This is a genomic window from Delftia sp. 11MD, assembly GCF_050907895.1.
In the GTDB taxonomy this organism is placed as follows: domain Bacteria; phylum Pseudomonadota; class Gammaproteobacteria; order Burkholderiales; family Burkholderiaceae_C; genus Comamonas; species Comamonas tsuruhatensis.
The window spans coordinates 6,133,575-6,149,031 of the sequence record NZ_CP194333.1 but is presented as its reverse complement, the minus strand read 5'-3'; the positions used below and the strand labels follow the sequence as shown (position 1 = coordinate 6,149,031).

Genomic DNA, 15,457 nt, shown 5'->3' with positions numbered 1-15,457 from the left:
ACTTTATCTAATCTGGGTGCGAATCCATCATCCCGTCCCGTATCAGTAACGAGGCCATGGAATGGAATTGAGCAACGCGGTGCTGGCTGCGGCCCTGGGGGCCGCGCTGATGAATGCGGGATGGAACAGCGCCATCAAGCTGGGCGGCGACAAGATGGTCGCCATGGCGCTGACCACGGGGCTGGCCAGCCTGTGGTCGCTGCTGGTGCTTCCCTGGCTGGACTGGCGTGCGGCGGCGCTGTGGGACGCATCGGTGTGGTGGTGGCTGGCGGCTTCGGTGGCCGTGCACACCGTCTACCACTTCGTGCTGCCGCGCGCCTACCAGCATGGCGAGTTCGGCGTGGTCTACCCGGTGGCACGCGGCAGTGCGCCACTGTTCGTCACGCTGGGCGCGGCGCTGCTGGCCGGTGAGTGGCCGGGCGCGACCGGGCTGGCCGGCGTGCTGTGCCTGTCGCTGGGCGTGCTGGCGCTGTCGTTGCGCAGCGGCGCGGCCAGCGGTTATGGCGGCAGCGGCTATGCGCTGGCCACGGGCGCCATGATTGCCTGCTACACGGTCATCGACGGGCTGGGTGCGCGCGCATCCGGTTCCGCGTTGCTCTATGCGGCCCTGCTCACGCTGGGCGATGGCCTGGCCACGGTGCTGATCGTCGCCTGGCTGATGCGCGAGCGCCTGGGCCGCGTGCGCATGCTGGCCTCGGCCCTGGTGTTCGGCGGCATCGTGCTGGTGCGCTGGGGCGGTTGATCCGCCCGGCGCCAACGTCCGCTGCGTGCTCAGCCGTGGCTGATGCGCGTGCCCAGCAGGGACAGGAACTGTGCGATCCAGGCCGGATGGGCCGGCCAGGCGGGGGCGCTGACCAGGTTGCCTTCGGTGTGCGCCTGGTCCACGCCGATGTCGGCGTAGGTGCCGCCGGCCAGTTCGACCTCGGCACGGCAGGCCGGGTAGGCCGAGCAGGTGCGGCCCTTGAGCACGCCGGCGCCGGCCAGCAGCTGGGCGCCATGGCAGACGGCGGCCACGGGCTTGTTGTTGTCGAAGAAGTGGCGCACGGCGGCGCGCACGGCATCGTAGTTGCGCAGGTATTCGGGGCCGCGTCCGCCGGGGATCACCAGGGCGTCGTACTGCTCGGGCTTGATGTCGGCGAAGCTGGCGTTGAGCGTGAAGTTGTGGCCGGGCTTTTCGCTGTAGGTCTGGGCGCCCTCGAAATCATGGATGGCCGTCTTGATGTGGTCCCCCGCCTTCTTGTCGGGGCAGACCGCGTGCACCGTGTGTCCCACGGCCTGCAGGGCCTGGAACGGGACCATGGTTTCGTAGTCCTCGCAGTAGTCTCCGCAGATCATCAGAATCTTCTTGCCGGCCATGTGCTTGCTCCTTCGAAAAAAGTCAGAGGGAACAAGCATTGTGGCAGTGTCGGTGACGCCGGCGTGACCGGCTGCAGAAACGGGCCCGCGCAATGAAAAAGAGAGCCGAAGCTCTCTTTTGCGGGGACAGGCAGGCTGCAGCTCAGGCCGTCAGGCGCTGCAGCGCTTCGCGGTACTTGGCGGCCGTCTTCTCGGTCACCTCCTGGGGCAGGCGGGGCGCCGGGGCGCTCTTGTCCCAGGGCTTGCCGTTGACCTGGGCCTGCTCCAGCCAGTCGCGCACGAACTGCTTGTCGTAGCTGGGCGGGTTCTCGCCCTTGGCCAGCGCCTGGGCATAGCCTTCCACGGGCCAGTAGCGCGAGCTGTCGGGCGTGAGCACCTCGTCCATCAGCACCAGTTCGCCGTTTTCGTCCAGGCCGAATTCGAACTTGGTGTCGGCAATGATCATGCCCTTTTCGAGGGCGATGGCGGCGGCTTCCTTGTAGATGCGGATGGCTGTATCGCGGATCTGGGAGGCCAGCTTCTCGCCGACCATCTCCACAGTGCGCTCGTAGGTGATGTTCTCGTCATGGTCGCCCATCTCGGCCTTGGCGGCCGGCGTGTAGATGGGCTCGGGCAGCTTGGCGGCGTTGGTCAGGCCTTCGGGCAGGGGAACGCCGCAGACCGAGCGCGATTCCTGGTATTCCTTCCAGCCGCTGCCGGCCAGGTAGCCGCGCACCACGGCCTCGATCAGCACGGGCTTGAGGCGCTTGACCAGCATGGAGCGGCCCGTGACCTGGGGCACTTCGGCGGGCGTGACCACGGATTCGGGCGCTTCGCCGGTCAGGTGGTTGGGGCAGATGTGGCCAAGCTTGTCGAACCAGAACAGCGCCATCTGCGTCAGCAGCTCGCCCTTGCCGGGGATGGGCTCGCCCATGATCACGTCAAAGGCCGAGAGGCGGTCCGAGGCCACCATCAGGATGCGGTCATCGCCCACGGCATAGTTGTCGCGCACCTTGCCGCGCGCGAGCAGCGGCAGCGAGGCAATGTTGGAAGTGTGCAGGGCGGAGGGACGGGACTGGGTGGTCATGTGAGGCAAGGGGCAATCTGGCAAAGAGGCTGCAGGGGCCGGAGGGCTGCAAGCGGCACGCGCAGGAGCGCGATTCTACCCAACGGCGCCTCACGGTGACGGACGGCCTGTGGCCACCCCCACCCCAGGGGCGCAGCCTGGCAAACCCGCCGATTGTGCGCCCAATCGCATGGCGCGCAAAACCCGCCTCCAAGGCCCTGCACTGTCCTGCGCTATCGGCTTGCGGCGTTGCTTTTGACCCGACCCGGGCGCATAGTGGATTCGCAAGCAAACGAATGCGCATTCCGGCCTGCAAGCACCTGTCCCGGCGGATCGTCCCCCGGTGGACCGGGCTGTTTCCATCCAGAGCAAGGAGTGTTTAGATATGAATCTGACGATTAGTGGGCATCACCTGGAGGTCACTCCCTCGCTGCGCAGTTACGTCATGGCCAAGCTCGAACGCATTCTTCGACACTTTGACCAGGTGGTGGATGTCAAGGTCTTGCTGACCGTTCATAACCAGAAGGAGAAGGAAAAGCGCCAACGTGCCGGTTGCACGCTGCGCGTCAAGGGCCAGGATCTCTTTGTCGAAACCTCTCACTTCGACCTTTATGCCGCCGTCGACGCGCTGGCTGACAAGCTGGACCGCCTCGTGGTGCGCTACAAGACCCGCCAGCAGGGCAGCCGCTACGGCACGGCCAAGCGGCTCGATGATGCTGGACTGACCCTGGCGTCAGTCGGGTGACAGGTAAGGCGCCGGCCCTGTGCGGGCGCTTACAATACCTGCGTTTTTGTGGCTGATGTGCCACGCACGACCACCGCCCTTCGGGGCGGTTTTTGATGGGGGTCAGGGTTTCCCCACGGTTTCCGGCACTGCGGTGCATAATTGTTTCCCGAACCATGAACCGTCTTGCCTCCATCCTGCCCGCCGCTCAAGTGCTCGTGAGCGTCGACGTCACCAGCAAAAAGCGCGCTTTCGAAGAAGCAGGTCTGCTATTCGAGAGCCTGCATGGCCTGTCCCGCGCACTCATCACCGACAGCCTCTTCGCGCGTGAACGCCTGGGCTCGACGGGGCTGGGCCATGGCGTGGCCATTCCCCACGGTCGCATCAAGGGGCTGACCGCTCCGATGGCAGCCGTGTTCCAGCTGGACCATCCCATTGGCTTCGATGCGCCCGATGAGCAGCCCGTGGGCCTGCTGATCTTTTTGCTGGTGCCCGAAGCGGCGACGCAAAAGCATCTGGAAATCCTTTCTGAAATCGCCGAACTGCTCAGCGACAGCCAGCTGCGCGAGCGGCTGAAGTCCTGCGGCGATGCGGCCCGGCTGCATGGAATGATTGCCGGCTGGCAGTCTTCCGCCGCCCCGCTGGTCTAGACTTTCGTCTTCCCCTTTTCACGGGCCTTGCCATGAGACCCAGTGCCATCAGCGCCGACGTCCTTTTCGAGGAGTTCCGCTCCAGCCTGCGCTGGGAGTGGGTGGCGGGCCTGGGGGCCTCGGAGCGCCGCTTCGACGAGATGGCCGTGCGCTCGGCGCGCTCGGGCGCCGATCTCGTCGGCTACCTGAACTACATCCATCCCTACCGGCTGCAGGTGCTGGGCGAGCGTGAGATCGCCTATCTGACCAACGCCACGCCGCAGGACTGCCAGCGCCGCGTGGCACGCATCGTCACGCTGGAGCCGCCCGTGCTGGTGCTGGCCGATGGCCAGACGGCGCCCGAGGCGCTGCTGTCCATGTGCGAGCGCGCCCACATTCCCATGTTCGCCACGCGCGAGCAGTCGGCCTTCGTGATCGATGTGCTGCGTGCCTACCTGGCCAAGCATTTCGCCGACCGCACGACCATGCATGGCGTGTTCATGGACATCCTGGGCATGGGCGTGCTGATCACGGGCGAGTCGGGCCTGGGCAAGAGCGAGCTGGGGCTGGAGCTGGTGACGCGCGGCAACGGCCTGGTGGCCGACGATGCCGTGGACCTGTACCGCATCAACCAGACCACGATCGAGGGCAAGTGCCCCGAGCTGCTGCAGAACCTGCTGGAGGTGCGCGGCATCGGCCTGCTCGATATCCGCGCCATCTTTGGCGAGACGGCCGTGCGCCGCAAGATGCGTCTCAAGCTCATCGTGCACCTGGTGCGCAAGGAAACCATGGAGCGCGAATACGAGCGGCTGCCAGCCGAGCCGCTGACGCAGGACGTGCTCGGCGTGCCCGTGCGCAAGGTGGTGATCCAGGTGGTGGCGGGCCGCAACATCGCCGTGCTGGTGGAGGCGGCCGTGCGCAATGCCATCTTGCAGCTGCGCGGCATCGACACCTACCAGGAATTCGTGCAGCGCCACCGCCGCGCCATGGAACGCGGCGACACCTTCTAGCGGTCTGCGCCGTCGTGGCGTCCGGCTGCCTGTTGCCGGCGGCCTGTTGCCTGGGCCCCACTGTTTTTTCCGGGATTGTTTGCGGACCGTGCGCCCATGTTTGCGCGCGGTGCGTTGTCGTTGTTTTCTCAAATAAGAATAATTCTCATTTTCTATAATTCGGGCAGATGCCGTATCCGGCCTGTGTCCCGACGGGCTGCGGGCCTGGATGCGGCGCATTTTCTTCCGCCTTGAAAGCCCTCCCGGATGTCCTCTCGTTCCCGCACCGGCCTGCCGCGCGCAGGCGCTGTCAGCCCCTTCGCCCCCGTTTCACCGTTCCACGGCCTGGGCACCATCGCCCGTGTCTGCGCCATGGTTGCCGCTGCCGCTTTGCCCGCCGCCTCCTGGGCGGCCGACGCCGAACTGGGCGAGATCACGGTGCGCAGCACCACCGATCCCCAGGCACTGCCCACCGTGGCGCCGGGCGGCCAGGTGGCCAAGGGCGCGGGCCTGGGCGTGCTGGGCCAGCGCGATGTGATGGATACGCCGTTCAACATCACCTCCTACACGGCCGAAGGCATTGCCGACCAGCACGCGACCACGCTGATGTCGGTGCTGGAAAACGACCCCTCCGTGCGCTTCACCACCAACACCGGCCACGCCTACGAGAACTTCACCATCCGCGGCCTGGGTGTGAATGCCTCGGAACTGGGCTTCAACGGCCTGTACGGCCTGGCGCCCGATGGCCATGTGCCCACCGAGATGATCGAGCGCGTGGAAGTGCTCAAGGGCCCGGGTGCGCTGCTGAGCGGCATGACGCCGGGCGGCGCCGTGGGCGGCACCATCAACCTGGTGACCAAGCGCCCGCTGGCCCGGGACCTCACGCGCGTGACCACCATGCTCAGCAGCTCCTCGCAGCTGGGCCTGCAGGCCGATGTGTCGCGCCGCTTCGGCCCGGAACGCCGCCTGGGCATACGCATCAACGGCAGCACCTCGGGCGGCGATACCGAGATCGACGGCCAGAACCGCCGCCATGGCCTGGGCGCACTGGCGCTCGACTACCAGGGCGACGGATTCACGCTGGGGCTGGATGCCTACAGCTACCGCTCCAACATCCGTGACGGCAGCCCGATGATGGTCAGCATGCAGAACCTCAAGCAGGTGATTGCAGCGCCCGACGCCAAGACCAATCTCTTCCCGGGCATACGTGCCCAGCAGCAAAGCGATGCGCTGATGCTGCGCGGCTCGGTGGACCTGGGGGCGGACTGGACGCTGTTCGGCTCGGTGGGCAGCGGCAAGCATTCCTATGACGGCATGCTCAACGGCACGCGCGTGGTGCTGCGCGCCCAGGGCGACGGCTCGGCCGTGGGCCAGACCTACAACCAGTACGGCTACACCGACAGCATGGCGGCCGAGTTCGGCGTGCGCGGGCGCCTGCGCACGGGTAGCGTGAACCATCTGCTGGTCGCCTCCGTGAACTGGATGAACCAGAAGGGCGGCCGCGCGGCCGTGGCCACCAGCGCCAGCTACATCACCAACATCTACGACCCTGCGCCCATCACGCTGGCCGGCCCCTACGGCGCCATCAAGCAGGAGCGCGACGACGTGCTCAGCAGCCTGGCCCTGGCCGACACGCTGAGCTGGGGTGGCGACACCGTACAGCTCACCGTGGGCGCGCGCCTGCAGCGCGTGAACCAGAAGATGGCGCGCTATGACGAACATGCCATCTCGCCCGCGCTGGGCCTGGTGGTCAAGCCCTGGGGCGATACGGTCTCGCTGTACGCCAACCATGTGCAGGGCCTGAGCGCGGGCTCCATCGTCGGCGCCACCTACGCCAATGCCGGCGAAGTGTTCGCGCCTTACAAGACCAAGCAGTTCGAGATCGGTGCCAAGTGGCGCACGGGTGATTTCACGCAGACGGTCTCGCTGTTCCAGATCGAGCGGCCTTCGTCCGTGGTGGAGACCGCGACCAACCGCCTGCTGATGGATGGCGAGCAGCGCAACCGGGGCCTGGAGTGGAATGTGTTCGGCGAGCCGCTGCGCGGCACGCGCGTGCTGGGCGGCCTGGCCTATACGCAGGCCATCCAGAGCAAGACCCAGGGCGGCGCGCGCGACGGCTACGGCGTCTACGGCGTGCCGCGCTGGACGGCCAACCTGGGCGGCGAGTGGGATGTGCCCGCGCTGCCGGGCGCCACGCTCACCGGCCGCCTGATCTACACGGGCGCGCAATGGGTGAATTCGGCCAACACGCTGAAGATGCCCAGCTGGACCCGCGTGGACGTGGGCGCGCGCTACGCCACCCGCATCGCGGCCAAACCCGTCACCTTCCGCGCCACGGTGGAGAACCTGTTCGACAAGTCCTACTGGGCCGGCAGTTTCAACGACAACTTCGCCACCACGGGCGGCCCGCGCACCGTGCGTGTCTCGGCCACGGTGGACTTCTGACGCCATGGCGCAAGCTGCACGACAAGGCCTGTGCCTGGCCGCCTCGCTGCTGTGCCTGATGGGCGCAGCCGTCCATGCCGGTGAAGACATGACGGCAACCGCATCGCGGCAGGCCCTGGCCGCACGGCCGGGCACGCTGGCGCCGGGCCAGGCGGCCACAGGGGTCCTGGCTGCAGGTGGGCGCGAGTCCTGGCGCGTCGATCTGCCCGCCGGCCATGTGGTCCAGGGTGAATTCGAGGGGCAGGGCGTGGCCCTGGACCTGGAGGATGCCCAGGGCCGGCACCTGCGCCGCCTGGCCAGGCCTGATGGCGGCGCCCAGTCGCTGATGTGGGTCACGGAGGGAGCCGGACGGCAGCGGCTGGTGGCCAGGCGTGTGGCCCTGGCTGACCCCCGTTCCGGCGGTGAGGCGCAAGAAGCGGGGCGCTTCGCGCTGCGGCTGACCTCCAGCCTGGCGCCTGCCGGCAACAAGGCCTCGGCCACCTCCGAGCCTCCGGCACTGCAAAGCCCGCGGCTGCGGGCTCTGGCGCAGGCAATCCAGCGCGGCGCGGGTGCTGGTGTGGCTGCCGACGCCTTCTGGCGGCGCGTGCAGGAGGAAGGAACACCCATGGTCGAGCCCCTGTCCGAGGGGCACTCCCTGGTCACCTTCCTATGGCGCGGCCAGCCGCGTGCGGGCATGCAGGGCGTGCGCCTGTTCGGCAGCCCGGCCGGCAACCATGATCCGCTGCAGCATCTGCCCGGCAGCGATGTCTGGTGGGCCAGCTTCCGCATGGCGGACAACGCCAGGCTCAGCTACCGGCTGGCGCCCGATGTGCCGCTGATCGAAGGCTCGGCCATGGAGCAGCGCCGCGCCCTGCTGGCTACGGCGCAGCGCGATCCGCTCAATCCCAAGACCTTCCCGCAGCCGCCCGAGGGCGGCTTCATCGATGTCTTCCAGGGCGCCTCCGTGCTGGAGCTGCCCAAGGCCCCACCCCAGCCCTGGACGGCGCCGCGCGCGGGCGTGGCGCAAGGACAACTGGTGCAGCACCGCCTGCGAAGCCGCGTGCTGGGCAGCAGCCGCGATGTCTGGACCTACCGCCCGGCGGGCGGCCAGGCGCCCGAGGCGCTGCTGGTGCTGTTCGACGGCAATGCCTATGCAAAGCAGGTGTCCACGCCCACCCTCATCGACAACCTCATGGCCGACGGCCTGATCCCGCCCACGGCCGTGGTGCTGGTGGACAACGCCAGCCCTCAGGCACGCGGCAGGGAATTGCCGCCCAACACCGCCTTCGCGCGCTTTCTGGATGAGGAGCTGATGCCCTGGGTGGGGGAGCAGGGCCTGGGCCAGCCTGCGGCGCGCACGGTGATCGGCGGCTCCAGCTTCGGCGGCCTGGCCTCGGCCTATGCGGGCCTGGTCAATGCGCGCTGGTTCGGCAATGTGCTGAGCATGTCGGGATCGTTCTGGTGGTCGCCGGCCGGCGAGGTGCCGGGCTGGGTGCAGCGCCGCTATGCCCAGGAGCCGCGCCAGCCCGTGCGTTTCTATCTGGATGCAGGCCGCTACGAGCGTGCACGCGGCGGGCAGGACGGCATCCTGGAAACCAACCGCCACCTGGCCGACGTGCTGCGCGCCAAGGGCTACGAGGTCACGCAGGCCGAGCATGAAACCAGCCATGACTACCTGCAATGGCAGGGATCGCTGGCCTGCGGCCTGGTGGCCCTGCTCACCCCCGGGCGCTTTGCCCAGGGCCTGCCGGCCTGCGAGCGCATGCCGGACAGCACGCCCGCACTTCCCTGAGGCCGCCAAGGCCAATGTTTGAACTTCCTGGCGATACAGCAATCATTGAAAGAATGAACACCTTGAATGCAAATCATTCCCGGCGCCACATCCTGGCGACGATGGGCCAGGGCGCGGGCATGCTGGTCACGCTGCCTCTGGCACTGTCCATGGCCCATGCACAGACGGCAGCGGTCGGCAAGACCGTGACCGTGCCGCACGCCAAGGGCGAGGTCCAGGTGCCCTTCAAGCCCGTGCGCGTGCTGGTGTTCGAGCTGGCGGCGCTGGACACGCTGCAGGCGCTGGGCGGCGAGGTGCGTGGCGTGCCCGAGTTCAAGATGCCGCCGCTGCTGGCCCGCTATGCCGATGCCAGGTATGCGCGCATCGGCAGCCTGTTCGAGCCCGACTACGAGGCCGTCAAGGCGCTGTCGCCCGACCTCATCATCGTGGGCGGCCGCTCCGAGGCCAAGTACAAGGAGCTGTCGCGCTTCGCCCCCGTGCTGGACCTGAGCGTCAGCGACCAGCACCAGATGGCCGATATCTACCGCAACATCCGCACGCTGGGCGCCGTCTACGGCCTGCAGGACAAGGCCGAGGCCGAGGTCCGGGCCGTGGAGCAGGCCATCGCCGCGCTGCATGGCAAGGCGCAGAACGCGGGCAAGGGGCTGGTGCTGCTGACCTCGGGCGGCAAGCTCAGCGCCTACGGTCCGGGCTCGCGCTTCGGCATGCTGCACGATGTGTTCGGCGTGAAGCCGGCCATCGACAACCTGACGGTGGCGCGCCATGGGCAGGTGGTCTCCTTCGAGTTCCTGCTCAAGACCAATCCCGACTGGCTGTTCGTCATCGACCGCGACGTGGCCATCGGCCAGGATGGCAAGACCGCCCAGCAACTGCTGGACAACCCGCTGGTGCGCGCCACCAAGGCCTGGCGCGGCAAGCAGGTGGTCTATCTGAACGCAGCCAACTGGTACACCCTGTCCAACGCCGGGCCGGGCGCGCTGAAGGCCAATATCCAGCAACTGTCGGATGCCTTTGCCCGCACATGACGCCAAAGCGTTGAGCCCGCCTGTCGCCACCGCGCACGCCGTGCCCATGTCACGCCCCTCTCGCCAGGCCCTTGCCTGGCTTTTCGCGCTGGGCCTGCTGCTGGCGCTGTCGCTGGCCAGCCTGATGGTGGGCGCGGGCGACATGCACTGGAGCGTGCTGTGGTCGCGCAGCGAGGACGACCTGGCCAGCCAGGTGCTGGTCTACAGCCGCGTGCCGCGCACCCTGGCCCTGTTGCTGGCCGGCGCATCCATGGCGGTCTGCGGACTGCTCATGCAGATGCTGGCGCGCAACCATTTCGTGGAGCCTTCCACCGTGGGCACGGTGGAGTCGGCCAGCCTGGGCATGCTGGCTGCGTTCCTCTGGGTGCCGCACTGGCCGGTGATGGCCAAGATGGGAATTTCGGCCGTGGCGGCACTGCTGGGCACGGCGCTGTTCCTGGCCGTGCTCTCGCGCATCCGGCTGCGCTCGTCGTGGATGGTGCCCCTGGTCGGCCTGGTGCTGGCCGGCGTGCTGGAGGCAGCCGCCAGCTTTCTGGCGCTGCAGTTCGACATGATGCAGGCGCTCAAGTCCTGGTCCAACGGCGATTTCTCGCTGGTGGTGCAGGGGCGGTACGAGTTGCTGTGGCTGTCGCTGGGTGTCACCGCCCTGGCCTGCCTGGCGGCCGACCGCTTCACCGTCGCCGGCCTGGGCGAGAGCTTTGCCACCAATCTGGGCCTGAACTACCGGCGCCTGGTCTGGCAGGGGCTGGTGGTGGTAGCCGTGGCCACTTCCGCCGTGGTGGTCACGGCCGGCAGCCTTCCCTTTGTGGGACTGATCGTGCCCAACGTGGTGCGCCTGGTCCTGGGTGACAACGTCCGCCGCAGCGTGCTGTGGGTGGCGCTGATCGGCGCGGGCCTGACCCTGCTGTGCGATCTGGTCGGGCGCATGCTGATCGCGCCCTATGAAATCCCCGTGGGCACCGTGCTGGGCGTGCTGGGCAGTGCTTTGTTCCTGGCGCTCATCCTGCGCCGCCGCAAGGACCGAGCATGAGCAGCCTGCCGCAATCCGTTGCTTCCGACGATCCGTCTGCGCGCAGTTGGGGCCGGGGCCGACGCCTGGCGCTGCTGGGAGGGCTGGCGCTGCTGTGCCTGCTGGCCTTCATGACCGTGGGCGTCAGGACCGACTGGGCCTTCGTGCTGGAGCACCGGGGCGCCAAGGTGCTGACCATGGCGCTGGTGGCCTGCGCCATCGGCCTGTCCACCGTGGTGTTCCAGACCGTGTCGCACAACACCATCCTCACGCCTTCGGTGATGGGGCTGGATGCGCTGTACCTGTTCGTGCAGGCGGCCATGGTGCTGATGCTGGGCGCGGCAGGCGTGTCCGCCATGGGCGAGGTCGGGCGCTATGCTCTCAACATCGTGCTGATGGTGGGCTTCAGCGTGCTGCTGATGCGCTGGCTCTTCGTGGGCCATGCCAGCAGCCTGCACCTGATGCTGCTGGTGGGCATGGTGGGTGGCATCTTCTTTCGCAGCCTGGCGGGGCTGGCCATGCGCGTGCTCGATCCCAATGAGTTCACGGCGCTGCAGGACCGCATGTTCGCCAACTTCAACGCGGTGAACCTGCAGCTGCTGGTGCCGTCGCTGCTGCTGATCGCGCTGGGCAGCGCCTGGATCTGGCGCCAGCGCCACGTGCTGGACGTGATCTCGCTCGGGCGCGATGCCGCCATCGGCCTGGGCCTGGACTACGATGGCCGCGTGCTGCGGCTGCTGGCCGTGGTGGCCTGCATGGTGGCCGTGTCCACGGCCCTGGTCGGGCCTGTCATCTTCTTCGGCCTGCTGGTCAGCAACATGGCGTATCACGCCATGGGCACGCGCCGCCATGCCTGGGTGCTGCCTGCGGCCGTGCTCTGGGGCTGCGTGCTGCTCATGGGCGGCCAGGTGCTGCTGGAGCAGCTTTTTCAATTCAATACCGTGCTGAGCATCGTGGTGGAGTTCCTGGGTGGAATCGTCTTCATCGTGCTGCTCATGCGCAAGGGGACCCAATGATCGAGGTGCGTGATCTGCTCAAGCGCCATGGCGGCACGACCGTGCTGCAGGAGCTCAACTTCAACGTGCCCGAGCGGGCGCTGACGGCCATCATCGGCCCCAACGGGGCCGGCAAATCCACGCTGCTGTCCCTGGTCAGCCGCCTCATGCCGATCACGGAAGGCCAGGTGCTGGTGGCTGGCCGCGACGTGGCCACCACGCCCACCGAGGCGCTGGCGCGCATCATGGCCATCCTGCGCCAGGACAACCAGAGCACGCTGCGCCTGACGGTGCGCGACCTGGTGGGCTTCGGCCGCTTTCCGCACAGCAAGGGCCGGCTGGGCCCCGAGGATGTGCGCCATGTGGACGAGGCGCTGGAGTACCTGCAGCTCACGCCGCTGGCCGAGCGCTTTCTCGACGAGTTGTCAGGCGGCCAGCGCCAGCGCGCCTACATCGCCATGGTGCTGTGCCAGGACACGCCTTTCATCCTGCTGGACGAGCCGCTGAACAACCTGGACATGGCCCATGCCGTCAGCATGATGGGCCTGCTGCGCCGCGCCGTCACCGAACGCGGCAAGACCGTGGTCATGGTGCTGCACGACATCAACTTCGCCTCCTGCTACGCCGACCACATCATCGCGCTCAAGGACGGCCGCCTGGCCGTGGCGGGCACGCCGGCCGAGGTCGTGCAGGACGAGGTCCTCAGCACCCTCTACGGCATCCCCGTCAGCGTGCACGAGGTCAAGGGCCGCAGGCTCTGCCATTACTTTGGCTGAACATGCGGTGTTTCGGGCTTGGCGCTTGAACCTGGCGCGGCCTGAGGCGAGGGACACCAAGCAAGGGCCTAAGCCGGCCGCTCAGGGGGTGCTTTTCTTCTTCAACAGCATGGAGTCGCCATAGCTGAAGAAGCGGTACTCCTGCGCGATCGCATGGCGGTACAGCGCCATCACCTGCTCGTAGCCGGCGAAGGCGCTGACCAGCATCATCAGCGTGCTCTTGGGCAGGTGGAAGTTGGTGATCAGCAGATCGACCACCTGGTACTCGAAGCCCGGTGTGATGAAGATGCGCGTATCGCCTGAGAAGTTGCCCGTCTGGGCCCAGGACTCCAGCGTGCGCACCGTGGTCGTGCCCACGGCGATGATGCGGCCGCCGCGCTGGCGGCAGCGTTCCAGCGCGGCCAGGGTGGCCAGCGGGATTTCGTACCACTCGCTGTGCATCTGGTGGTCGGCCAGGTTCTCGGTCTTCACGGGCTGGAAGGTGCCGGCGCCCACGTGCAGCGTGACGCTGGCGCGTTCGATGCCGCGCTCGGCCAGGCGGGCCAGCACGGCGTCGTCGAAGTGCAGGGCGGCCGTGGGTGCGGCCACGGCGCCGGGGCGGGCCGCGAAGACGGTCTGGTAGCGCTCGCTGTCTTCGGCGGCATCGGGGTCGTTGCCGGTTTCCTGGTGGCGCTCGATGTAGGGCGGCAGCGGCAGATGGCCGAAGCGCTCCATCAGCTCATGGGGCGTCTCGCCGCGCGGGCCTTCAAAGCTCAGGTGGAACAGCGGGCCGTTCTCGTCGGGCCAGCGGCCACGCAGCACGGCGTCGAAGCCGCCACCGTTCTTGCCGCCGCACAGGTGGATGCGCGAGCCGGGCAGGGGCTTCTTGCTGACGCGCATGTGGGCCACGACGTCGTTGCCTTCGAGCACGCGCTCGACCAGCAGCTCCAGCCGGCCGCCGCTGGCCTTCTCGCCGAAGATGCGCGCCTTGATCACGCGCGTGTCGTTGAACACCAGCAGGTCGCCGGGCTGCAGCAGATCGGGCAGCTCGTGGAAGATGCGGTCGGCGGGCGGGTTGGCATCGTCGCGGCCGTCGAGCAGGCGCGAGGCACTGCGCTGGGCGGCAGGATGCTGGGCAATCAGCTTCTCGGGAAGCTCGAAGTCGAAATCGCTGAGCGAGAACACACGGGACAGGGAGGACATGCAGTGCTTGAGGGCCGGACATGGCCCGTTCCAAGTTCGTTGAACGGAAGCTGGCAATTGTCGCAAACCCTGGGGTCATCCCCGGAATTGCCGGTGGTCACCTGGCCATGGCGGCCTGGGGCTGGCGCTCGAACTCCAGCCACAGCGATTCCAGATCGGGGAAGTCCCAGTCCGCAGGGTCTTCGCGCGCGATGATGCGGTCGTTGCCCTGGCTTTCGGACAGGTCCTCGATCTCCGGCGTGATGCGGCAGGACTGGCGCAGCGAATAGAAGACCTTGACGCGCGGCGCCAGCAGGCTGGCCGGCGAGGCATCGACCACCACCGCCAGACGCTGCGAATGCAGGCGCACCAGCGAGCCCAGCGGGTAGATGCCCACGGTCTGCACGAACTGCTCGAACAGCCGCTTGTCGAAATGGCGCGGACTCCACTCGGCCATGCGACGCAGCGCCTCCGAAGGCGGCCAGCCCTTCTTGTAGGGCCGGTCCGAGGTGATGGCATCGTAGACGTCGCAGATCGCCGTCATGCGCGCCAGCAGGCCGATGTCGCCCTGCTGCAGCCCGTCGGGGTAGCCGCTGCCGTCCACCTTTTCATGGTGGTGCAGGCAGGCATCGATGACCTCGTCGTCCAGGCCCAGCGGGCGCAGCAGCTGCTCGCCGTGGCGTGGATGGGCGCGCATCAGCGCCCATTCGGCGTCGTCCAGCGGGCCGGGCTTGTTGAGCACGGTCACCGGAATGGCGGTCTTGCCCAGATCGTGCATGAGGCCGGCCATGCCGGCCTTGCGCAGGCTGTGGTCGTCCAGGCCCATGCGCTTGGCCAGGGCCACCATCAGCGCGCACACGGCCAGACTGTGCATGTAGGTGTAGTCGTCGGCGGTCTTCAGGCGGGCCAGGCCGATCAGCGCATGGGGATTGCGTGCCACGGAGGCCGTCACATCGTCCACCAGCTGTCCGGCGGCCGAGGCGTCCACGGGCCGGCCCAGCCGCGCATCGCTGAACAGGCGGCTCAGCAATTGCCTGGCCTGGGCGCAGGTCTGGGCCGCGCGGCGCAGCTCGGTGGCGGTGGAGATGGGGGCCGTGCTCTGCTCGGACGCAGGGCGGGCGTTGTCGGGGATCTGGTGGCGAAGCTCGTCCTGCGGGTCGAAGCGCAGGCAGGGCACCTGCACGCCCACGTCCAGGCCTTTGCGCACATCGATCCAGACCTCCTGGATCGAGGTGGCGCGCAGACGCTGGAGATCGGCCTCGGAGCGAAGCAGGAAACGGGTTCGCCAAAAGGGATGCTCCATCCAGGAGCCGCAGAACTCGTGCAGGAACATGCCCAGAGTGACATGCTGGACATTGATACGCTTCAACATGGCATTCGGTGGCGGGGTAACACTACGTAACGTCAGCGTGCATGGTAGCGGCTTCCCCAGAGACCCGGGGCGTCAAGGGTGCTTTGGGCAGGGCCGGCCGGCATGAACGTGGCGTGTTGCCTACACCTGTATATTCATACACTATGCTGCAAGCCAACGC

Annotated in this window: 14 protein-coding genes; 10 read left to right on the top strand and 4 right to left on the bottom strand. The window is 67.7% G+C overall.

Going from position 1 to position 15,457, the window contains the following annotated elements; all coding sequences use genetic code 11:
- Positions 1–61: 61 nt before the first annotated feature.
- The gene (locus tag ACRSCF_RS28130) at positions 62–742 is read left to right on the top strand and encodes a transporter (protein ID WP_244387609.1); all 681 of its coding nucleotides are present in this window, start codon (positions 62–64) and stop codon (positions 740–742) included.
- A gap of 29 nt (positions 743–771) precedes the next feature.
- Here ACRSCF_RS28130 and ACRSCF_RS28125 read toward each other — a convergent pair whose 3' ends face one another.
- Entirely contained in the window at positions 772–1,356 is a 585-nt protein-coding gene (locus ACRSCF_RS28125) for a DJ-1/PfpI family protein (RefSeq protein ID WP_016449139.1), read from the bottom strand.
- 142 nt (positions 1,357–1,498) lie between these two features.
- On the bottom strand, positions 1,499–2,422 hold the full coding sequence (locus tag ACRSCF_RS28120; protein ID WP_016449140.1) for a phosphoribosylaminoimidazolesuccinocarboxamide synthase: 924 nt from the start codon (positions 2,420–2,422) through the stop codon (positions 1,499–1,501).
- Positions 2,423–2,786: 364 nt separating this feature from the next.
- On the opposite strand from ACRSCF_RS28120, the gene hpf reads away from it, so the two are divergent.
- The 9 genes from hpf (at position 2,787) to ACRSCF_RS28075 (ending at position 12,764) form a co-directional block, all read left to right on the top strand.
- A complete protein-coding gene (gene hpf, locus ACRSCF_RS28115) occupies positions 2,787–3,146 on the top strand; it encodes a ribosome hibernation-promoting factor, HPF/YfiA family (RefSeq protein WP_016449141.1) in 360 nt (119 codons plus the stop codon).
- 155 nt (positions 3,147–3,301) lie between these two features.
- The gene (locus tag ACRSCF_RS28110; protein WP_016452020.1) at positions 3,302–3,775 is read left to right on the top strand and encodes a PTS sugar transporter subunit IIA; all 474 of its coding nucleotides are present in this window, start codon (positions 3,302–3,304) and stop codon (positions 3,773–3,775) included.
- Between the two features lie 32 nt (positions 3,776–3,807).
- The gene (gene hprK / locus ACRSCF_RS28105; RefSeq protein ID WP_016449143.1) at positions 3,808–4,764 is read left to right on the top strand and encodes an HPr(Ser) kinase/phosphatase; all 957 of its coding nucleotides are present in this window, start codon (positions 3,808–3,810) and stop codon (positions 4,762–4,764) included.
- A gap of 246 nt (positions 4,765–5,010) precedes the next feature.
- A complete protein-coding gene (locus tag ACRSCF_RS28100; protein WP_244387608.1) occupies positions 5,011–7,188 on the top strand; it encodes a TonB-dependent receptor in 2,178 nt (725 codons plus the stop codon).
- 4 nt (positions 7,189–7,192) lie between these two features.
- On the top strand, positions 7,193–8,959 hold the full coding sequence (locus ACRSCF_RS28095; RefSeq protein ID WP_324622803.1) for an enterochelin esterase domain-containing protein: 1,767 nt from the start codon (positions 7,193–7,195) through the stop codon (positions 8,957–8,959).
- Positions 8,960–9,012: 53 nt separating this feature from the next.
- Positions 9,013–9,984 (top strand): siderophore ABC transporter substrate-binding protein, encoded by a 972-nt coding sequence (locus tag ACRSCF_RS28090; RefSeq protein WP_349305360.1) that lies wholly within the window; start codon positions 9,013–9,015, stop codon positions 9,982–9,984.
- A gap of 46 nt (positions 9,985–10,030) precedes the next feature.
- Positions 10,031–11,014, top strand: coding sequence for an ABC transporter permease (locus tag ACRSCF_RS28085; protein WP_016452016.1), 984 nt, complete (start codon positions 10,031–10,033; stop codon positions 11,012–11,014).
- A complete protein-coding gene (locus tag ACRSCF_RS28080) occupies positions 11,011–12,009 on the top strand; it encodes an iron chelate uptake ABC transporter family permease subunit (protein WP_034363470.1) in 999 nt (332 codons plus the stop codon). Before ACRSCF_RS28085 ends, ACRSCF_RS28080 begins: the two co-directional genes overlap by 4 nt.
- Positions 12,006–12,764 carry an iron ABC transporter ATP-binding protein gene (locus ACRSCF_RS28075; RefSeq protein ID WP_034363473.1) on the top strand — a complete coding sequence of 253 codons (759 nt, stop codon included), beginning with the start codon at positions 12,006–12,008 and terminating at the stop codon, positions 12,762–12,764. Before ACRSCF_RS28080 ends, ACRSCF_RS28075 begins: the two co-directional genes overlap by 4 nt.
- Before the next feature lie 81 nt (positions 12,765–12,845).
- Here the strand turns inward: ACRSCF_RS28075 and queA are convergent, their stop codons facing one another.
- On the bottom strand, positions 12,846–13,946 hold the full coding sequence (gene queA, locus ACRSCF_RS28070; protein WP_016449150.1) for a tRNA preQ1(34) S-adenosylmethionine ribosyltransferase-isomerase QueA: 1,101 nt from the start codon (positions 13,944–13,946) through the stop codon (positions 12,846–12,848).
- Between the two features lie 97 nt (positions 13,947–14,043).
- Positions 14,044–15,297, bottom strand: coding sequence for an HD-GYP domain-containing protein (locus ACRSCF_RS28065; RefSeq protein WP_016449151.1), 1,254 nt, complete (start codon positions 15,295–15,297; stop codon positions 14,044–14,046).
- Between the last annotated feature and the right edge of the window lie 160 nt (positions 15,298–15,457).